The organism is Streptomyces sp. T028, assembly GCF_048159505.1.
Taxonomy (GTDB): domain Bacteria; phylum Actinomycetota; class Actinomycetes; order Streptomycetales; family Streptomycetaceae; genus Streptomyces.
Map to the genome: position 1 here is coordinate 180,298 of NZ_JBLRVZ010000029.1, position 19,889 is coordinate 200,186.

13 protein-coding genes are annotated in these 19,889 nt (G+C 74.5%); 6 read left to right on the forward strand and 7 right to left on the reverse strand.

Going from position 1 to position 19,889, the window contains the following annotated elements; genetic code table 11:
• Nucleotides 1–66 precede the first annotated feature (66 nt).
• The 3 genes from ACLZN2_RS27565 to ACLZN2_RS27575 all read left to right on the forward strand — a co-directional run bounded on the left by ACLZN2_RS27565 (nt 67) and on the right by ACLZN2_RS27575 (nt 2,536).
• Complete coding sequence (locus tag ACLZN2_RS27565) at nt 67–1,032, forward strand: D-alanyl-D-alanine carboxypeptidase family protein (protein ID WP_416981857.1); 966 nt, start codon at nt 67–69, stop codon at nt 1,030–1,032.
• Nucleotides 1,033–1,187: 155 nt separating this feature from the next.
• Nucleotides 1,188–1,439 (forward strand): ATP-binding protein, encoded by a 252-nt coding sequence (locus ACLZN2_RS27570; protein WP_416981859.1) that lies wholly within the window; start codon nt 1,188–1,190, stop codon nt 1,437–1,439.
• Complete coding sequence (locus tag ACLZN2_RS27575) at nt 1,424–2,536, forward strand: MFS transporter (RefSeq protein WP_416981861.1); 1,113 nt, start codon at nt 1,424–1,426, stop codon at nt 2,534–2,536. The genes ACLZN2_RS27570 and ACLZN2_RS27575 overlap by 16 nt, the downstream gene beginning before the upstream one ends.
• On the opposite strand, the gene ACLZN2_RS27580 is transcribed toward ACLZN2_RS27575, so the two are convergent.
• Nucleotides 2,512–3,501, reverse strand: coding sequence for a helix-turn-helix transcriptional regulator (locus tag ACLZN2_RS27580; protein ID WP_416981862.1), 990 nt, complete (start codon nt 3,499–3,501; stop codon nt 2,512–2,514). The genes ACLZN2_RS27575 and ACLZN2_RS27580 overlap by 25 nt on opposite strands.
• 119 nt (nt 3,502–3,620) lie before the next feature.
• Between ACLZN2_RS27580 and ACLZN2_RS27585 the strand changes: the two genes are divergently transcribed.
• A complete protein-coding gene (locus tag ACLZN2_RS27585) occupies nt 3,621–4,211 on the forward strand; it encodes an exonuclease domain-containing protein (RefSeq protein WP_416981863.1) in 591 nt (196 codons plus the stop codon).
• Between the two features lie 179 nt (nt 4,212–4,390).
• On the opposite strand, the gene ACLZN2_RS27590 is transcribed toward ACLZN2_RS27585, so the two are convergent.
• Nucleotides 4,391–4,516, reverse strand: coding sequence for a hypothetical protein (locus tag ACLZN2_RS27590; protein WP_416981865.1), 126 nt, complete (start codon nt 4,514–4,516; stop codon nt 4,391–4,393).
• On the reverse strand, nt 4,513–5,901 hold the full coding sequence (locus ACLZN2_RS27595) for an MBL fold metallo-hydrolase (protein ID WP_416981866.1): 1,389 nt from the start codon (nt 5,899–5,901) through the stop codon (nt 4,513–4,515). The genes ACLZN2_RS27590 and ACLZN2_RS27595 overlap by 4 nt, the downstream gene beginning before the upstream one ends.
• A 32-nt stretch (nt 5,902–5,933) precedes the next feature.
• Here ACLZN2_RS27595 and ACLZN2_RS27600 point away from each other — a divergent pair, with 32 nt between their 5' ends.
• The gene (locus ACLZN2_RS27600; protein WP_416981867.1) at nt 5,934–6,611 is read left to right on the forward strand and encodes an ArsR/SmtB family transcription factor; all 678 of its coding nucleotides are present in this window, start codon (nt 5,934–5,936) and stop codon (nt 6,609–6,611) included.
• Nucleotides 6,612–6,665: 54 nt separating this feature from the next.
• Here ACLZN2_RS27600 and ACLZN2_RS27605 read toward each other — a convergent pair whose 3' ends face one another.
• Nucleotides 6,666–7,655, reverse strand: a complete 990-nt coding sequence (locus ACLZN2_RS27605; protein WP_416981869.1) for a DMT family transporter — start codon at nt 7,653–7,655, stop codon at nt 6,666–6,668.
• Nucleotides 7,656–7,676: 21 nt separating this feature from the next.
• Here ACLZN2_RS27605 and ACLZN2_RS27610 point away from each other — a divergent pair, with 21 nt between their 5' ends.
• Complete coding sequence (locus ACLZN2_RS27610) at nt 7,677–9,230, forward strand: PLP-dependent aminotransferase family protein (RefSeq protein WP_416981870.1); 1,554 nt, start codon at nt 7,677–7,679, stop codon at nt 9,228–9,230.
• A gap of 5 nt (nt 9,231–9,235) precedes the next feature.
• Here the strand turns inward: ACLZN2_RS27610 and ACLZN2_RS27615 are convergent, their stop codons facing one another.
• From ACLZN2_RS27615 to ACLZN2_RS27625, 3 genes are all read right to left on the reverse strand, one after another.
• Nucleotides 9,236–11,800, reverse strand: a complete 2,565-nt coding sequence (locus tag ACLZN2_RS27615; protein ID WP_416981871.1) for a hypothetical protein — start codon at nt 11,798–11,800, stop codon at nt 9,236–9,238.
• Between the two features lie 169 nt (nt 11,801–11,969).
• Entirely contained in the window at nt 11,970–14,729 is a 2,760-nt protein-coding gene (locus ACLZN2_RS27620; RefSeq protein WP_416981873.1) for a hypothetical protein, read from the reverse strand.
• Nucleotides 14,726–19,861 (reverse strand): hypothetical protein, encoded by a 5,136-nt coding sequence (locus ACLZN2_RS27625; RefSeq protein WP_416981874.1) that lies wholly within the window; start codon nt 19,859–19,861, stop codon nt 14,726–14,728. Before ACLZN2_RS27625 ends, ACLZN2_RS27620 begins: the two co-directional genes overlap by 4 nt.
• Nucleotides 19,862–19,889: the final 28 nt, after the last annotated feature.

Below are 19,889 nucleotides of genomic sequence, written 5' to 3' on the forward strand. Positions count from 1 at the left end.
AGAGTTCAACCACTTTGGGGGCGGGCCGGAGCAGGCACGCCCGCGTGGAAGCGGGAGAGGACAACCATGCAGGGCACGAACGACGGGTCGGTCCCCGGCCGCCACAGAAGGCGCAGCCGGCGAGGGTTCCTGCTGCTGGCCACGGCCGGAGCGGGGGCCGTCGGCACGGCCGGGATCGGCTGGTCGGCCTTCGGCGGCGAGACCCCGCCGCCGCGGCTGTTCCACTCGCAGCGGGGTGTCGACCGTCGCCAACGCGCCATCACGGCCGTACTGAACGCCGCGGATCCGGCGGCGGTCGCGGCCTGGATCACCGGCACGGGCACCGCCCCGGACGCGATCCCGGCTGAGCTGGACACCCAGGTGAACGCACTGGCCGACGCCGCCGCGACCGGCACGGGCACCGACCGGGACGCGGTCCTCGTCTCCCGGGTGCGGACCGCGGCCACCCAACGCACCATATGGGACCGCAAGTACGACTTCCTGCGCACCGGTTCGGGCGGCGCCGGCACCTTCGGCGTCATCACCGACGAGACCCGCGCCAAGTACCCCGCCGAGCTGGGCTCGGACCCGCAGTGGGACCCCGACAAGGACTCCCACCGCACCGTCTGGGAGTCCATGACCCCGGACGAGCGCCAGATCGAGATACTCCGCACCTCGACCGCCCCCGGCGTCTCACGCCACCACCTGGGATCCGACGCCGACTTCTTCGACACCACGCCCCAGAACTGGACCGACGACGGCCCGCAGGCGGCCCACTACACCTGGCTGCGCGCGAACGCCGCCCGCTACGGCTTCCTGCAGACGTACACGGCCGAATCCGCCCAGGCCTCCCCGGCGATCAGCCAGGAGCGCTGGCACTGGTCGTACGCCCCGGTCGCGCAGGCGGTCCTGGGCTTCGTCCGGGCCAACGACGACCTGATCGTCGGCGCGCTGGACCAACTGTGGAGCTACGACCCCGCGCGGTTCACCTACATCAGGGCGAACTGGCGCAACTACATGTTCCACGTGAACGAGAAGGCGTACTTCGGCTGAGCCCGAGGCATGAGCTCTGGGTGAGCGCCGGTGCGAGGGCCCGGCCGGCAGGCGACCGGAGGTGGTCGCGTGGCGCGTCACCCCGGCGGGGCCGACCGCTGTCCACGACGACAGGGGCCGCACCGGCCGGGCAGGCGCGCCCCGCCCCGGACTTCGTGGGGCGCACGGTCGAACTCTCCGCCGTGCTCGACGCGTTGGAGGACGGGCCGTCCCTCGTCGTGATCGAGGGCGAGGCCGGCATGGGCAAGACCCGGCTGGTCCGCGAGGCGGTCGCGGCGTCGGCCGGGCGGCGCGCGCTGATCGCCACCTGCGCGCTGCTGCCCGAGCCGTTCACGCTAGGCGCGGTCGTGGACGGGATCCGGCGGTTCCGCCCCCGGCCGGCGGCCTGGGCGTGTCCGCCTCCGTGATCGGCCTCGTACCGACCGCCGCGCTCGTCGGCTGCATGACCGGCTTCGTCCTCCTGCTGCCGCTCACCGACCGCCGCGCACCCCACCGCCTGGTGGCCGCCCAGCTCACGGCCCTGGCCGCGGCCCTCGCCGTCGCCGCGGCCGCACCCGGCCCGGCCGTGCTGCTGGCCGCCTACCTGGTCATCGGCGCTGCCGCCGGTGTCGCGGCACAGGCGGGCAGCATCGCCGGCCGGCACGCCCCGCCCGAACGGCGTGCGACCGCCGTCGCCACGGTGGCCGCCGGCATGTCGGCGGGCATCCTGCTCAGCCGCCTCGTCGGCGGCACCCTCACCGGCGTCCTCGGCCGGCGGCGCATGCTCCTCGTCTTCGCCGGTCTCGCCCTGCTCTGCGCGATCGCCGCCGCCACCCTCCTGCCCCGCGAGCGCCCGCACTCCCCGCACGGCTACCGCGCCACCCTCGCCGCGCTCCCTCCGCTGCTGCGGGAGTTCCCGCCCCTGCGGCGCGCCGTGCTCATCGGCGGACTGTGGTACTTCGCCTTCAACCTCGTCTGGGTCGCCCTCGCCCTCGCCCTGGCCGCACCGCCCCACTCCCTGGACCCGACCGCCATCGGCCTCTACAGCCTGACCGGACTCCTCGGTCTCGCCGCCCTCCCGCTCACCGGACGCCTCACCGACCGCCGCACCCCGGCCGCCGTGATCGGCATCAGCATGCTGACCGCCGCGGCCGGCACCGCCCTCCTGGCCACCGGCTTGGACTCCCCGCCCGTCATCGCCCTCGGTCTCGCCCTCTTCGACGCCGGCTGCTTCGCCGCCCAGGCCGCCAACACCAGTCGCGTCATCGCCCTCGACCCCCACCGCTCCGGCAGCCTCACCAGCGTCTACCTCGTGCTCTACTTCACGACCGGCGCTTTCGGCACCGCCGTAGCCGCGCCCCTCCTCCACACCCTCGGCCGGCCGGGCACGGCCCTCACGGCCCTCACGGCCCTCACCGCACTGCTCCTCGCCGCTCTCCTCGGCCGTACGGGCACCCGCCGGACCCCGGACACGAAAACCTCCACGGAACCGACTGCCCCTCAGAGGCTGGGCGGGCGCAGGTAGGTGTCGGCCAGTGCGGCGACCGTTCGCGCCATCAGCTCCCGCAACTCGTCGGGCGCCACGACCTCGGCCCCCGCGCCGAGCCGCAGCAGCATGCCGACGGCGTGCCCGGCCGTCTCGACGGGGACGACGACCCGGACCCGGCCGTCGGGACCCGGTGGCCCCGCGCTGTCCCGGGCGGCGCGTGCCACCGCCGGTTCCACGAGGTCCGGCAGCCGTTCCAGGAGCCGTGGCGACAGCCGTACCACCGCCTGGCCCTGGTGGCGCCGGGCGTCGAACTCCCTCAGATACGACCGCCAGTGCGCGGCCAGGTCGAAGCCGTCGGGCCGGTCGAAGCGGTCCTCCTCCAGCACCCGGGCCCGCAGGATGTGGGAGACGCGGTAGGTGCGGACGGCGTCCGGTCGGCCCGCCACCAGGTACCAGCGGCCCGACTTGAGCACCAACCCGTAGGGCTCCAGCGTCCGGGTCACCTCCTGGGGAGCCTTCCAGCGCCGGTAGCGGACCCGGACGCGGCGCTGCCGCCACACCGCGTCGGTCACGGCGGCCAGCTGCGGGGTGGCGTCCGCCTCCGCGTACCAGCCGGCGGTGTCCAGATGGAACCGCTGCCGTATCTCGCCGCTCCGGTCACGCAGTTCGTCGGGCAGCGCGGCCCTGAGCTTGAGCTGGGCGGTGGCGAGCACGGTGCCCAGCCCGAGGTCCGCGGCCGGCCCGGGCAGCCCGGACAGGAACAGCGCCTCCGCCTCGTCGCGGGTCAGCCCGGTCAGCCGGGTACGGAACCCGTCGACCAGCCGGTAACCCCCGTCGTGGCCGGGATCGCCGTAGACAGGGACACCGGCCGCGGCGAGCGACTCCACGTCCCGGTACACCGTACGGACGGACACCTCCAGCTCGTCGGCCAGCTGCCGGGCCGTCATCCGGCCACGGGTCTGGAGCAGCAACAGGACGGACAGCAGTCGGCTCGCACGCACGCCCCAAGTCTGCCGCGGTCCACTGACACGGGATGTCAGGGGAGTGGGACCGGCTTTTCCCTGAGGCGGGGGCGGAAATGCGGATGCCGGGCGGGCCCGCCCCCTCGTAGCCTCGGCCCATGCGCCACGACCCGACCCTCCTCAACGTCATCGACGTGGAAGCCACCTGCTGGGAGGGGCAGCCGCCGCCCGGATCGGTGAACGAGATCATCGAGATCGGTCTCACGGTCGTCGACCTCCGGGCACGGCGTCGCCTCGCCCGGCACGGCATCATGGTCCGCCCCACCCGGTCGGGAGTCAGCCCCTTCTGCACCGAGCTGACCGGCCTGACGCAGGCGGACGTGGACCGCGGTGTGACCTTCGCTCAGGCGTGCCGGCTCCTCGTCGACGAGTACGGGGCGGCGGAGCGGCCGTGGGCCAGCTGGGGCGACTACGACCGGCGCCAGTTCGCCCGGCAGAGCAAGGCCGACCGGGTGGCCTATCCGTTCGGCCATCCGGTCGAGCGCGGCCACACCAACGCCAAGGCTGTCTTCACCACTGCCCACGGCCTGCGCCGAAAGCCCGGCATGAGCCAGGCCCTGCGGATCGCCGGACTGCCCCTCGAAGGACGACATCACCGGGGCGAGGACGACGCCTGGAACATCGCGGCCCTCGTCCTGGACCTGGTGGAGCGTGAGGCCTGGCCGGCCACGACGGCGACGGACCGGTGATCGTGCGGGGGACACGCACAGTGTCCGGTTGTCTCAGTGGCCCGGGCGCCGTTCGGTGATCCGGCGGGTGGTGAGCAGGCCGGACGCGGCGGTGAGCGCGGCGGCGGCGATGACGGTCGCGTCGAGACCGAGGGCGTCGGCGAGGACACCGGCGACGAGCGCGCCCGCGGCGAGACTGGTCAGCGCCTGAGGCCGACCAGGCCGCCGACACAGGCGTTGACGACGACCAGCAGGGTGAACCGGGGCCGGTTCTCCCGCAGTCCCAGCCGGACGGGCCGGGCAGCGTCCATGGCGGTGACGCTCACCGGGCGGCGCCCTCCGCGAGCGGTTCGCCGTGGGCGGCGGCGTAGTCGGCCGGTCCGCCGTCGAGGACGGCGAGGTCGCTCCGGCCCGCGCGCTCCAGCAGGCTGGCGGCGGTCATCGCTCGAACGCCGTGCCCGCACGCCACCAGCGGCCCGCCCGGGACCTCCCCGGCATGCGCGGCGAGGCCGCCGAGTTCGAGGTGCACGGCACCGGGCACATGCCCGGCCTCGTACTCCGCTTCCTGCCGTACGTCGACGTAGGGGCGGCCACCGCTGCGGTCGGCGGTGACGAACGGGGTGCGGGCCTGCGGGTGGCCGGCGGCGAGCCACGCGGCCATGCCCCCGGCGAGCCGCCCCACGAGCCGCTCGTAGCCGATCTTGTACGCCTGCCAGACGACGTCGCTCGCGTCCTGGTCGTCGTTCATCACGAAGACGAGCGGTGCGGTGTCGGGCAGGAGCCAGCCCAGCCAGGTGGCGAACTGACCGCGCAGCGGGATGGACAGCGAACCCGGGATGTGTCCGGCCGCGTAGTCCGCCGTCGGGCGCACGTCGACGATCTGACAGCCATCGGCGAGCAGGGACCTGACCCGGCCCGCGTCGAGGGCGGGCAGCAGCGGGGCGGAGCCGAGGACGGCGGGGCCGCGCCGGTTGGCCTCGGCGAGCCGCCCGAAGTAGGCCGGGTAGCTGCCCAGGCCGCCCAGCAGACGCCGTACGAAGGTGTCCTCGTCCGGGGCCGCCAGCAGCGGGTTGGTCTGCTTCTGGGCGCCGACGGTGGAGGTACGCTCGCTGCCGGGCGGGGCCGAGCAGAAGGAGCCCGCGCCATGGGTGGGCCACACGGCGGTGGCGTCCGGCAGCGCGGCCAGGCGCCGCAGCGAGTGGTACTGGGCACGGGCGAGCTCCTCGGCGCGGTCGGCGCCGAGCAGATCGGTGCGGGCGGCGGAGTCCACGATCAGCGAGCCTCCGGTGAAGACCCCGAGCGTGCGGGAGCCGTCCGACAGCAGGAAGGACAGATGCTCGTCCGTGTGGCCGGGCGTGGCCAGCGCCCGCAGGGTCAGGCCGCCCAGGTCGACCTCGTCGCCGTCGGACAGTCCGCGGTGCGCGAAGGCCCGGTGCCCGGCGGCGGAGGCCAGCACGCTCGCGCCGTCGTCGTGCGCGAGCTGGACGGCGCCGGAGAGGAAGTCCGCGTGCAGATGCGTGTCCGCCGCGTACGCGACGGTCAGTGCGCGCCGCTCGGCGGTCCGGCGCAGGGCGCGCAGATCCCGGCTCGCGTCCACGGCCAGGGCGCGGCCGTCGCCGAGGTCGACGAGGTAGGCGCTGTTGCCCAGCCCCGTGTCGACCAGAGGGGTCAGGTGGTCGTCGGCGAAACCCATCAAGTCCTCCAGGAACATCTACGATATTCCATGGATTTATGGAGGATGTCATGTCGGGACACACCGTAGCCGGTGCGAAGGCGCAGCTCTACGACGCGTTCGCGGCCGGCGGCAAGGCGTTGGCCAGCGGAAAACGCCTCGAACTGCTCGATCTGCTCGCCCAGGGTGAGCGCACGGTCGACGCCCTGGCCAAGGCCGCGGGGCTGAACCTGACGACCGCGTCGGCGCATCTGCAGACCCTCAAGCAGGCCGGGTTCGTCGCCACGCGCCGCGAGGGCGTGCGCATCCACTACCGGCTCGCGGGCGACGACGTGGCCCGCCTGTTCGTACTGCTGCGCAAGGTCACCGAGGCCCACCAGGCCGCCGTACCCGCCGCCCGCCACGCCTATCTCGGGGACGACGGCGCGACGGAGGTCACCCGCGAGGAACTGCGCGCCCGCGTCGCGGCGGGGCGGGCGGTGGTGCTGGACGTACGGCCCGTGGCGGAGTACCTCGCCGGGCACATCCCCGGGGCGCTCTCCATCCCGGTCGACGAACTGGCCGAGCGCATCGGCGAGTTGCCCGAGGAGACGGAGATCGTCGTGTACTGCCGCGGCGAGTACTGCGTCCTCGCCCACGACGCCGTACGCCTGCTGACCGGCCGCGGGCGGCGGGCGATCCGACTGAACGACGGCATGCTGGAGTGGCGCCTCGCCGACCTGCCGGTCGACGCCGGGAATCTGGGATGAGCGGAGGACCCGTACCCCAAGGGCAAGGAAGACGCCGCGACGGCGAGCAGCCGCTCATCCCGCTCGACGACTTCGAGGACGGTTACGGCCGCCGGCCTCCGGAGAGAGTTCGAGCGAGGGCGCGGAGTCCGCCGCGGCCGAGTGATCCACTCCCGTGGCCTCCCCGGCAGGGACGCGGGGTGGACGGATGCCACCGGCCAGGCCCAGGATCAGCACGACGATGCCCAGCCACACCGACGGGCTCGGCACACCGCCACCCGAGACGGTGCCGACGACCGCCGCGGCAAGGGGTGCGATCCCGGTGAGCAGTCCGGCCCGCCCGGACCCGACGGCGCGGACCGTCGAGTACCACAGCACGAAGGCGACCGCCGTCACCATCAACGCCAGATAGCCGACCGCCGCCCACTGGGCCCCGGACAACTCCCGGACCGCCGAAGGCCCTTCCGACGCCGTGCCGAGAACGGCCAGCATCACGGCGGCCATCCACATCGCGTGCACGGACACCCCCCACGGAGAGTGCCGTCGCAGCACCGGTACGGCGAGCAGGGTGAACGCGGCCTCGCAGGCCAGGGCCAGCGCCGCCCAGGCCACCCCGACGGCGTCGGTGCGCCCCGTTCCCTCCACCAGCACCGCGCCCGCCATCACGACAGGCGCCGCCAACAGGACCTGCCGGCTCGGCGTGCGCCGCTCCAGCACCGGGCCCACGACCCCGAGAACCAGCGGCACACAGGCGACCGCGACAGCGATCACCGCGGGCTCGGCATGGGCGACGCCCCGCACCACGGCCACGTTGAACAGCACCAGACCGCTGACCGCGATCCCCGCCAGCCACAGCCACTCCCACCCCCGCGGCCACATCAGACGGACACCGGCCAGCCGGGCCATGACCAGGAGGATCGCGGTCGCGGCGGCGTACCGGACCGCCTGCGTGGTGAACAGCGGGGCGTCGACGAGCGTGCGCGAGACGGTGACGCTGCTGCCGACCAGCGCCATCCCGACCATGCCGGGCGCGAGCCGGGCGAACGAAGGGGAAGGTGTGTCCATGGCGACCACGGTGCCCGCACAATGGACGTCATGGGCAGGTCCAAGAACCCACCGGCACAGGGGTCCAAAACACCGGACGCGCCGACGGACGGCACGGCTGTCGGCTCGGACTTCCTCCAGCTCGACATCGGCCAGGCGCCGCCCGGCGGCCGTATCGCCTGGCTCGCCGACCAACTGCGGTCGGCCGTCGCCGACGGCCGGCTGCCCGTCGGAGCGCGGCTGCCCGCCAGCCGGGTCCTCGCGCAGGAACTGCACGTCACCCGGGGCGTGGTCACCGAGGCGTACCGGCGGCTCGCCGAGTCCGGACAGATCGCCGGACGCGGCCGGCTGGGCACGGTGGTCGTGGCGGCACCCGCCGCGCCCCGCACCCCCGCCCGCGACACGACACCGGCCGGGGCCGGATCCGGGCCCGCGCCCGAGGCCTCGTTCTTCGCCTCGGCCGACCGCGAGGGCGCCGTCGACGCCCTGCGCGCCCTGCCCTGCCGCATCGACCTCTCCCCGGGCGTCCCCGACCTCGCCGCCTTCCCCCGCACCGCGTGGCTGCGCGCCGAGCGCGCCGTCCTCGCGGGCGTCGGCCCGGCCGACTTCGGCTACGGCGACCCCCGTGGCGCCCCCGCCCTGCGCCGGGCCGTCGTCGGCTGGCTGGCCCGCAACCGCGGCATCCGCGCAGACCCGGACGAGGTCGTGGTGGTCGCGGGGGTGGCGCAGGCCCTGGGACTGCTCGGCAAGCTCCTGCGGACGGACGGAATCGGCCGCATCGCCGTCGAGGACCCCGGATCGCTCGGGGCCCGCCAGCAACTGGAGTACGGCGGCCACGAGATCGTGCCGGTCCCGGTGGACACGGGCGGCCTCGACGTCGGCGTACTGCGCGCCAGCGGCGCACGGGCGGTACTGCTGACGCCGGCCCACCAGTTCCCGACCGGTGTCGTCCTCGACGGGGAGCGCCGCCGCGACCTGCTGAGCTGGGCGGCGGACGGCGGGGTGGTGATCGAGGACGACTACGACGCCGAGCACCGCTACGACCGGCCGCCGGTCCCGGCGCTGCGCTCGCTGATGCCCGAAGGGGTCTGTTACGCGGGCAGTGTCTCCAAACTGCTCGCGCCCGCGCTCCGCGTCGGCTGGCTGCTCGTCCCGCCGGACCGGCTCGACGCCGCGGTGACCGCCAAACGGTACGCCGACCTCGGCAACGGCGTCCTCACCCAACTGGTCCTCGCCCGGCTGATGGACTCGGGCGAGCTGGAACGGCATCTGCGCCATGTCCGGCGGCGCCACCGCCGGCGCCGGGACGTGATGCTCCGCGCGATCGAGGAGCACCTGCCCGGCGCACAGGTGCACGGGGCGGCCGCCGGCCTGCACCTCATGGTCACCTTCGGCGACCGTGGCCCACGCGATGTCGACCTGGCCGCGGCCGCCCTCGAGCGGGGGGTGAAAGCGCACCCCCTGTCCTGGCACCGGATCAGCCCCGGCCCGCCCGGCCTGGTCCTCGGCTACGCGGCAGGCCCCGCCCACGAGATCGAAGAGGGCGTCGCCGTCCTCGGCACGGCCCTGCGGGGTCTTCGTCCCCGGCAGCGCTGAAGCGGTCACCCGGTCTCGTGCCGCTGGAGAAGCCCGAGCCTGCGGACGGCGGCCACGTAACGGGCGTGCAGGCCCTCATGGCGCTCGCGCAGCAGAGCCACCCTGACCCGGTCCATACCCAGGGACTCGGACAACAGCCGGGCCCTGCCCCGCTCCAGGGCGAGCACCGCGTCGGTCCGGTCGCCGTTGCGCTCCAGCGCGTGGGCGGCCTCGGACGCGAGTCCCTTGCTGTGCGTCAGCCACGTCTCCTTGTGGTCCCGGACCGCCTGGGTACGGAACAGCCGTTCCTCGGCGCGCAGGGCGCGGGCGTAGGCATGGGCGGCCTGGGGCCACAGTCGCTGCCGCGCGAGCCGGGCGCCCCAGAACGACAGTCCCCTCAGGGCGAGTTCAGGGTAGGCCTCGGCGGTGGCGGAGGCCACGCGGGAGAAGAAGCGGTGGCTGCGCAGAAAGTCCCGGTGGCGGTGCCGGACGTCGTAACGGTGGGTGAGCGCGACGGCGAGATTGAGCACGCGCCAGTCACGGCCCCGGGCCGTCGGGGCGGAGTACCGCACGGCGGTCTCCATACGGCCGATCGCCCGGTCGAGTTCGGCGGGGTCGCCGCTGAGCACCCACTGGTGCAGGTGCAGCTTTCCGAGGTTGTTGTTCCGGTTCGCGTACTCGAAGTGGTCGGGGGAGGTGCCGTCGACGGAACGGGTGCCCCAGTCCAGGGCCTCGGCCATGTCGGACGTGTTGCCGGTGCCCCCGGCTCGGGTGCTGAGGGCGTTCGCGAGCATGGACTGGGCCCGGGGGGCATGCGGCAGGGGTATCAGCGGTATCGCCTGGCGCAGTTCGGTGATGGCTTCGTCGAGGTCGGCGGCGTCACGGGTGACGGCGAACCGCTCCAGGAGCGTGGTGCCGAGGTTGGCGCGATGCATGGCGTGCCTACGCGCCGAGCCGTACCGGCCGTGTACCGTGCGGCGGTCCAGGTCCACGAGGCGGTCCAGGTGGTCGAGTCGTCCCGTGCGGCGGAACAGCTTGGCCAACGCGCCCGCAAGGTAACTGTTCGCCAGGTTCACCCGGTCGTCGTGGACCCTGGCCAGGTAGTCGTCGTCGTCCGCGTACTTGCCCAGCGCCTGGCCGATCGCCGCCGCCCAGCGTTGTCGCATCGCGTCGCGCGGCCGCCGGGCCAACCGCTCGGCGACCTGGCCCGCCACCCGCACCACCCGCTCGAGGTCGTCCGGCGCGTCGAAGCGCTCGTGCCAGAGCAGGAGCAGTTTGCACAGCAGGAGTTCATGGGTGAAGGGCAGTTCGTCCGACGTCCGGGCGGGCGCCGTGGGGCGGTCCAGCAGCGTCCGGGCCTCCCGCAGGTCGGCGTCCGCTCCCCCCGACTGGTAGCGGTCGATCAGGGCTTCCGCGAAGAAGCGGCGGCTCCCGGACAGCCCGGGCGTGTCACCGGGTTCGGCCGCCACCATGTCGCGCAGTCCGTCGATCGCCATGACGAGGGCGCCGGGCGCGAACCCGGTCCGGTGGCACAACAACTGTGCCGTGGCGTGCTCCTGGAGGACGCACGAGGGGGCTCGCCGCCCGCGCAGGGCCGGGTGGTCCATGATCCGAGCCCATGCCTGCAGCACGCGGCGCGCGGACGCCTCGTCGTCAGGCTCACCGAGCGCGGATGCCTCGGTGAGGAGCGTGCGCAGCGAGGCGGGCAGGAGCAGACCCTGGTCCCAGGCCGCGTCGAGGACGCCGTCGACGCCGGGAGCGCGCCCGGCCTCCAGCAGTCGGCGGGCGGCGTCGAGCGAACCGGGCGGATCCACATACGGGCTGTGGGCGGCGACGAACTCCGCCGCCACCGGCGACAGCAGGCCCGGGAAACGGCGCAGGAGGTCACGCAGCCCTGACGCGTCGGTTCCGTCGGACAGTTCCTGAAGAGCCGCGATCGCCGGACGCGGGTTCCGTGACTCGGCCGTCCCGAGGACCCGGCAGGTCCGCAGGGTGAGCCGGGTCAGCCAGGCCAGGTCCGCGAGCGGACGCTCCGACTCGTTGTCCGCGTCGTTCACGGCGACGCGCGTCAGCAGTGCGTCGACCTCGTCGGACAGCAGTACGGTCTCGTGGGCCTCGACGACGGCGATGCCCACGTCCGCCGAACCGGCCCGCAACAGGGCCGCGACCGCGTCGTACACGATGCGCCGCTCGCCGTCCGGACGCCCGCCGAAGGCGTGGACGACGACGGCGTACAGCGTGGCGCGGGGCAGGTCGGGCAGGCACAGCAACCGCCCCAGGCCCAGCACCGCTTCCGCCGCCCACCGGCGGGGTGACCGCCGGACGACCTCTTCCAGGCTTCGGCGGGCCGTCGCGGCTCCCCACTCCAGGTGGCAGTCACCCAGGTTCAACGGCACGCGGGTCGCGAAGGGATCCGGCATGTCCCGGGTGAGGGCGAGGTACGTCCTGTTCGCGAGCGCGATCAGTGTGCGGCGGTCGGCCCGGCCGGACAGCGCGTCCCGGGCGCGCACCGCCTCCAGCGGCCCTGGTGCCAGCAGGCACGCAAGCGTCCCGTCGACCAGCGCGGCCCGCGGCCCGCCGTTGTGTGTCATGTTCCCCACCCCGGTCCAAGTACAGGCGGGCCCCGGGGGACCGGCAAGGGGGTGCCGTCGGTTCCCGGGTGCGCGGGGCGCGCGAAGGAGCGTTGCGGAGCCTCGGCGCGCCCCCCCCGCGCCGCGCAGGGCGCCTACGAATCGGACACGGAGCATCCGTACGGCGTGATCAGCGGGCCGTGTCCTCCGGTGCCCGAAGGCCGACCGCGGACGGTCTGCCGACGGGGTCGGGCGAAGCCGCGTCGGCCACCGCGGCCGTCAGCCGGCCCACCGCGGCCCGGTACCGTTCGGCCTGCCCGCCGAGACCCACTCGCTCCAGCCGGTTCAGGACCGAGTGGTTCCGTTCGAGTGCCTCGCTGAGCAGCATCGCCCGCCCGGTCTCCAGGGCCACGACCGCCGCGCGGGCGTCACCGAGGGCAGCGTGGGCCCGGGCCGCCCCGGCCGACAGGACTTCCGCGGACCTGAGCCAGCTCTCCTTGTGCGCGCGGGTCGCCTGGCGCCGGAAGACCTGCCGCAGAACGGCCAGACCCCGCGTGCAGGCCTCGGCCGCCTCCCGGTGCTCTCCCCGGCTCTGTGCCCATCCGGCCCAGTTCAGCGCCGCTTGGACGCTCCACAGCACCTCGGTCGCGGCACCGCTCCGGCACGCGTCCCGGAACAGTGCCGTGGCCTCGTCCGCGTCACCGGGGTCACCGGACAGCCGGTGCCGGTCGCGCAGGAAGCACGCCAGGTTGTTGAGGTACAGCGGACGGGACACGGCTGTGCCGGGAAGGCGGCCGAGTACGTCCGTGAGGGCGTCGACCGCCGCCTCCAGGAGGCGGGCATCCTCCCTCTCCCGCCACAGGTGCCACAGACAGCCCGCCCGGTTGGCGGCCGTCCTCGGCACTTCGGGGGAATCGGCGGGCAGCAGCGCGAGGGCTCTGTCGTACGCCTGGAGCGCTTCGTCGAGCGCGGCGGCGTCGGACGTCCGGAGGTAGTGGTCGACCAGCGCACTGGCGAGGTTGTCCAGGTACACCGGCTGGTCCGGGGCGGCGGGCAGCGCGCTGTCGGCCGCCTCGCGGAAGGCCGCCAGGGCCCGGGCCAGGGTGTCGGGCTCCGTGAAGTGCTCGTAGTGGGTGCGCAGGGCGTTGCCCAGGTCGTTGAGCAGCCCGTGCCGTGCGGGTGCGGTCGGCGGGGTCAGGGCAACCGCCTCGTTCAGGCACGCGAGACTCTCCTCCAGGTCCACCACATGGCCCCGGACCGTGAAGCGGTCCAGCAGATCGTTTGCCAACTCCCGCAGCAGCCCGGGCATCTGCGGTCCGCCGCGCTCCGTGCGGGCCAGCGCCTGCCGGTGCAGGGCGACGGCCGCTTCCAGGTCCTCCGCGTCACCCGAGCCGGAGTGCCGTAGACGGAGCGCCACGGCGAGGTGGTCCAGGAGGCGGGTCACCACGGGCGCCGCCGGTGCGGTCCGCTCGAGCAGGGCCCGCAGGCGCGCGACCAGTTCGTCGAGCCGCGGGCCGGGGGCGGCGAAACGCAGCCCCGCCGCCGCGGCGTTCAGCCCCCCGACGAGCGGCTGCGGAACGTCGTCCCCGGAGGGTGACCCCGGGCTCTCCTCCGACAGGAGTCCGGTCGCGCGCACCAGGTCCTCGGGGGCGCCCCGCCCGTCCCAGCGGTCGAGCAGGGCCACCGCCAGGTCGCCGGCCCGGCCGCTGCGGGCCGGGGCCCTGAGCGGTGTCATGGTCCACGCCCGGTCGAGGAACCGCACCGCCTCGTCCAGGGCCGGCCCGTCCCCGGTTCGCCGGTACGCCTCCAGGACGGCCCGGCCCAGCAGGGCCGGCGCCGCGGGTTCCCGGCCGAAGGACGGGCTCGTGCTCCGGGCGTGTCGGCACACGGCCTCGGCTTCCGCCAGGGCCGCCGCGTCCCCGTTCCGCTCGTACAGGGCGAGCAGCGCGCCTGCGAGCCCGACCGCGCAGGAGGCACGCAGGGCGGGGCGGTCCGTGATGTACACCGCCCGGTACAGGGTGATCGCCAGGGTGAGATCGTCGATGTCCCCGCGGTCCTCGTAGCGCGTCCGCAGGGCCTCCGCGAGCGTGTGCGTCTGCCGTTGCCGGTCGGCCGACGAGGGCGGGCCGGCGGCCAGCGCGCTCTGCGCGAGCGCCACCGCCGTGTCCAGGTCGGAGGCCTTGCCGCCGCGCCGGTGACGGGCGAGCAGCACTCCGGACAGATTGGCCAGGCGCAGCGGCAGATCGGGGGAGTCCTGGTCCGTGCTGTCGATGGCCTCCTGGTAGACGCTCACGGCTTCGTCCATGGCGCTCCGGTCGCCCGCGAGGTCGTAGTGCGTCTGAAGGGCGCTGCCCAGGTTCGTCAGGTACAGCAGCCGGTTCGGATCGTCGGGCCGGGACGTCACGACGGCTTCCCGGTGCGCCTCGACAGCGCGGGCGAGGTCCTGCGCGTCCCCGTCCCTGTCGTACCGTTCGGCCAGCACCAGGCCCAGGTTGTCCCGAAGCGTGCACCTCAGGTTCGTGTCGTCCGGGTCCGTGTCGTCCGGGTCCGTGAGCTCCAGGGCCCTGAGCAGGGTGGCGCCGGCGTCGTCGAGGAGGTCCACGGCGCCCGACAACTCGTACTGCACGCGCATGCAGTTGGCGAGGTTGTTGAGGGTGAAGGGCTGTTCGGGTTGTTCGGCGCGGTGGGCGGCCTCGTAGGCGGCCCGGGCCTCGGTGAGGTCCTCGGGGTCGCCCAGTGCCTCGAAGCGGTCCAGCAGGGCATGGCCCAGCTCGGTCAGGAAGTCCGTGTCCGGGTGAGCCGCCTCGGCTGTGATCCGGCGCCACAGCAGGACGGCACGTTCCGCGGCTTCGGGATCACCGGTGCCGGCGTACTCCTCCTGGGCGGCGTCCGCCCAGGAGACGAGGGTGTCGATGTCGTCGGGGAGGGCTGCGTCGTCCGACCCGCTCATCGGGCTCCTTCCGCCGACCGGGTTGGGGAGGGCGCGTCGGCCCGCAGCTCGCAGGCGCGCTTCAACTCGCGCAGCGTGCCCCGTACTTCGGGCGGCAGGTCTGCGCCGGCCAGTCGGTGCGTCAGATGATCGGCCACGGCCATGACGTCGTCCGCCGTCCCCTCCGCCGTCCCGCCCGGTCCGTCGAGATGCCAGTCCCTGACGGCGTGCGTGGCGATCGCCGCCGCGCGAGGTCCCGGTTGTACGTAGTCGTCGATCACGGTCCGCCACTCCCCGAGGTACGCGAGCCCCGCGAGCCGCCCGAGGGCCACGCCGGGCTGCGGGGCGTCGGCGGGGAGGGCCGTCAGCAGGTCCCGGGCCCGGGACAGGGCGTCGGGGTCGCCCTGGGCGGCAGCGAGCCGGGCGAGCCAGCCCACCGCCGGCAGGATGTCGGCCAGGGCGGTCTGCTCCACGCATCCGTACGGGCCGGTCGCCCGGCGCCGGGGCGTGGTCCCGAACCCGGGACGGGCGGCGAGCAGACAGGCGTGGGGGAAGGCCTCGGCGAGGCCCGCCGTGGCCGCGGCCGACACGAACCGCTCCGCGCCGTCCTCGTCGTCGGCGCCCGGCCACAGCCCGGCCAGCCGCTCCCGGGCGGTCCGGCCCAGTCGATGCCCTGGCCCCCTGGAGGCGTCGAGCAGGAAGGCGCACCCCCCGGCCAGCCCGAAAACCGCCAGGGCCGCGTCCTCGTCGTCGGTGTCGGCGTCCAGCAGTGCCTCCAGGTCGTCCGGCAGGGCCCGGGCGCGGGCGAACGCCATGATCCACGGCCAGTTGTGACGCAACGTCAGATCACGTTGCTCCAGCGTGCGTGCCGTCCGCAGGGCCAGCCGGACACCGCGCGCACGGCGGGCGGAGAACACCGCGCCCACGAGTCCCGCGAGGGCCTCGGCGTGTTCTCCGGCGGTCTCCGCGGAGAGCCCCTCGACCAGCGAGGCGACCAGGTGCTCGGCCTTGTCGAGCACCTGCGCGGCGGGTTGGCCGAGGTCGGCGTCGAGTTCGCCGACGGCCACGGCCAGAGCGGTCAGCCGGCCCGGCGGCACCTCCTCGGCCGCCGAGGTGAGCAGGAGCGCCGCCCGTTCGGGCGCGAGGGCCAGCAGCCGGTGCACGGCCGCGGCGGCGACCAGGTCGTCGTCGCTCCGGGCGAAGAGGCCGGCGAGGTCGTCGAGAGCGGGTGCGGCCATGGTCAGGACGTCCCAGGCCTCGGCCGGCAGGGAAGGCATGCGGTCCTCCTGCCCGGGCGCCGACGGGTTCCGGATCCGATCGGCCGTCAGCTTCTCGAGCAACCGGCCCGCCTCGTCGTGGGCCGCGAAATCGAACCGGTGCCACAGCAGCGGCTCCACTCGCCCGGCGACGGCGAGTTCACCGAGCAGTTCGCACCGCTCGTCGCTCAGTCGGAGCTGCTCGGCGTGGACCGTGGCGGCGGCCAGTTCCGTGACGTTGGCGGTCAGCCGGTTCTCGCAGACGGTGACCCATCGCAGGGTCAGGGCCTCGGTCGGGTCGGTGTCGAGGGTGCGCAGGGCCCGGCGGGCGGCCGAGGACACCGGCCAGGGCTGGGCCGGGTCGACCAGCTCGGCGAGGCGGGGCGTGAGGGCGGTGATTCCGCGACGGGCCACGGCGTCAATGGCGGCGACCCTCGTTACGATGTCGGGCGTGCCGCCCTGCTCGGGCGTGCCGCCCTGGTCGGGCGTGCCGCCCTGGTCGGGCGTGCCGCCCTGGTCGGGCGTGCCGCCCTGGTCGGGCGTGCCGCCCTGGTCGGGCGTGCCGCCCTGGTCGGGCGCGCCGCCCAGAATGGCTGCGCAGGCCCTGCGCAGCGTGCCGGGGTTGTCCGCTGTTCCGTCGCGTCGTGTGATCGAGGCCAGGCCCCGGATTGCCTCCGCCCGTGCCCGAGGGTCCACCGTGGGGTCCTGCGCGACGGTACGCAGGAGCGTGCGCGCGCGGGCGCCGCCGAGCTGCCCGAGCGCCGACACCGCGTCACGGTGGGCCGCGGGGTCCGCGTCCGGCCCGCGGAGCAGGCTGTCGGCCCGCGCGACGAAGTCGTCCAGGGTCGCGGGGTTCGGCGTCGGAGCGGCGGCCAGGAGGCGCGCGGCCAGCAGGATGTCGTGCTCGAGCGCGGCCGTCACCAGCGCCTCGGCCGGGGCCTCGTCCGCCAGCGTGAACGACTGCAGGATCCTGGCCGGTTCGTGCCAGGCCGGGCGGCGGACGCGCTCGGCGGTGCCGTCCGGATCCTCGCTCCACGTGAGGTAGAGCCACCGGGCCGCGAAGAACTCGCGGATCGTGGAATGGGTGAAGGTGAGCGTGGACCGCGGGCCGTCGAACTTCCGCTCGATCAGTCCGGACTCCGTGAGGCTGCCGATCCGCAGGGGCGTCCCCCCGGCCAGCTCGGCCTCGGGCAGCTCCGTGGCACGGCGGTCGGTGAGTTCGCGGGCCAGTTCGGCGAGCAGGGCCTCGTCGGCGTCGTAGTGGTCGGACGCGCGGGGCAACCGCTGCAGGGTGTAGGTGGTCAGCTTTTGCCGGGTGTAGAGGTACAACACCTCTCCGATGCCCAGCCGGAGGCCGCTCTCACCGGTGCGCCCGTCGGTGGCGGCCGTCTCCGCGGCCAGGTCGGCGACGAGGGCGACGAGACGGGGCGAGCGCAGCCCGGCGGAGAGCCGTCCCTCGGACTGCCGGCCGAAGAGCATCGCGAACAGTCTGTCCGCCGTGTCCACGGGATCCTGGACCCGTCCGTCCACCAGCAGCCGGCTGAGGAGAGTACGGCGGATCTGGTCGTCGTCCGGCGGGGCCAGCACGAGCACGTCGAAGACGTCCGCCAGCTCCGGTTCGGCGGGAGGGGCGGCCACGGTGCGGGGGCGCTCGCACACCAGGATCCCGGCGCGCGGCGCGGCGGCGTGGGCCAGGAGCCACGAGACGACCCGCTGCCGCGCGGCGCCCGGATCGAGCGTGTCCAGGCCGTCGACGACCAGACGGAGCACGCCGAGGGTGCGCAGGGCGTCGATGTGGTCCGACCACGCCGTGGGCATCCCGGCCTCGGTCCAGGCGAGGACCGGTAAGGACACCGGCGCCGGTGACCGCCCGCCGCCGTGCTCCGACAGCAGTTCCGCCAGCCGGGCGGCGGAGACGACCAGAGGGACGCGGAGCTCGGGCGGCGTGGACGCGCCGTCGATGCCGGCGGCGGCCGCCTCGGCCTGCCGCAGGCACCACTGCTCGACGACAGCGGTCTTGCCGGACTGCGGCTCGCCCCGCAGCAGCATCAGTCGCCCGGCGTCCAGGTGGTGCTGGACGTCCTCCGTCCGCCCGTCGGCGTCCGTGGCCCGCATGACGAGGCGCGGGCCGGAGCCGGTGGACCGGCCCAGGCCCACCGTCGTCACACCCCACTTCCGGAAGGCCGTGCGCACGAGCTTTCGGCCGACGTCCCGCAGCGTCGCTTCGAGCCCGGGGTCGCGCAGGCCACGGCGATCCGTCTCGTCGACCAGAGCGGCGAGCGCCGCCGCGCTCCGCGGGCCGTCCGGTACGGCTCCCCGCGCGGTGGCCCGGGCCGCGGCGGCCAACAGGCCGGTGGGCCATCGCTGGTAGGGCCGTTTCCCGTCGTAGGCCTCGGCGCAGACCCCGGCGGCCGCCACGGTCGCGGCGATCGCGGCCGGGGCGACAGAGGTGAGGGTCCAGCCGAAGGTCTGGTTGGCGGTGATGGCGAGATGGGCGGCGTACTCCCGGTGCCAGCCCCCTGCCGCGCCTTCCGGGAGGCTCAGCGCGGCCTGGGCCCGCACCGCCCACAGCACCCGGAACGCGGCGAGCAACGGGTCCGGGAAGTCCCGCAGCGCGTCGAGGGCGACCTGCTCGGCCACCGCGGCAGCCTCCCGCGGCGGGGTGCTCGCGGCGTCGGTCAGCGTGCCCGCCAGGAACAGCGCCCGTTGCAGGGTGAGCACCTCGCCGAAGCCGAGGCGGTCGGCGAAGACGTCGCGGAGCAGGCCGAGTTCCAGCCAGGTGAAGTCGGCGAGCGGGGGCCGGCCCGTGCGGGTCCGGGCGAAGTCGATCAGATAGATCTGCTCGGCTCCGTCGGCGCTCGTCGCGACGATCAGGTTGCGCGGGTTCGGGTCGCCGTGCACCAGCGACTCGGTACGCCCCGGCCGCTGGTCCGTCAGCATGGCGTACAGCCGCGCGAAGGGCGACAGGGTGCGTTCGCCGCCCGCCGCGACCTCCTCTCCCTCCAGCAGGAGGTCGCGACAGCGCTCGGACATCGCGCCCCACCGGTTGGCGGGGTAACGGTCGTCCACGGTTCCGTAGAGCTCGATCTCCTCGGACGTCGAGTCGGCCGGGGAGCGGACGAGGCGGTACTCGATGCGGTCGTGCGTCCGCGGGCCGCCCGCCGCCGGTGATCCGGGGCCCAGGTAGACGCGGCCCCCGGGGGCGGACGGCGCGAGCACGATCTTCAGCAGGGTGCGTTCGGGGCAGTAGCCGACCTCCGCGTCCGGGGGAGATCCGTCGACACACAGGTCGAACATCGGACCGAGGTCCCGTACGAAGGAGTCGAGGCTCGTGTCCACTTCCCGTACCTCGGCGCGGCTGTAGAAGGCGGCACGCGCCTTCTCGCCGTACGCGGCGAGCAGTCCCAGCACCGGAGCGACCGCCTTCGGACCGTTCTGCCACACCTGGGCGACGCGTTCCTCCAGGGTGACGACGGACCGGTCGGGGCTTCCCGCGTAGTCGCTCACATGACCGTAGACGACGGCCTCGCGCCGTCCCCGCACGGCCTTGTCGCGGCCGAGTACGGTGCGGGTCGCTGCCTCGACGGGGGCGCACAACGCGCTGCGCGGCGCCTTCAGATGGGCCTCGTACGCCTCCCACTCGTCCCGCATCTCCACCGCGGGGCCGATCTTGACGACGCATCGCCACACCACGGTCCGCCAGCGGACCTCCGCCTCCAGGACCAGGGGGCCGTCCCGTCCGCCGTGCAGCAACCGCTTGGCCTCGATGTGCGTCGGCGTCTCGCTCCACTGCCCGATGCCCGTCTCGGCCGGTTCGAGCCGCTTCAGTACGTCGAGCACCTCGGCCTCGTGGGACCGCACGGCCTCGGCACAGCTGAACGTCGTGGTCTGCGGCACGCCACTCCCGCGTCTGACGGTCCGTGAC

Bases quoted from the DNA above. Each gene is read 5' to 3' on its own strand.
- ACLZN2_RS27565 (WP_416981857.1), top strand. From the start codon at position 67: ATGCAGGGCACGAACGACGGGTCGGTCCCCGGCCGCCACAGAAGGCGC.
- ACLZN2_RS27585 (WP_416981863.1), top strand. From the start codon at position 3,621: ATGCGCCACGACCCGACCCTCCTCAACGTCATCGACGTGGAAGCCACC.
- ACLZN2_RS27595 (WP_416981866.1), bottom strand. From the start codon at position 5,901: ATGTTCCTGGAGGACTTGATGGGTTTCGCCGACGACCACCTGACCCCT.
- ACLZN2_RS27600 (WP_416981867.1), top strand. From the start codon at position 5,934: ATGTCGGGACACACCGTAGCCGGTGCGAAGGCGCAGCTCTACGACGCG.
- ACLZN2_RS27605 (WP_416981869.1), bottom strand. From the start codon at position 7,655: ATGGACACACCTTCCCCTTCGTTCGCCCGGCTCGCGCCCGGCATGGTC.
- ACLZN2_RS27610 (WP_416981870.1), top strand. From the start codon at position 7,677: ATGGACGTCATGGGCAGGTCCAAGAACCCACCGGCACAGGGGTCCAAA.
- ACLZN2_RS27615 (WP_416981871.1), bottom strand. From the start codon at position 11,800: ATGACACACAACGGCGGGCCGCGGGCCGCGCTGGTCGACGGGACGCTT.
- ACLZN2_RS27620 (WP_416981873.1), bottom strand. From the start codon at position 14,729: ATGAGCGGGTCGGACGACGCAGCCCTCCCCGACGACATCGACACCCTC.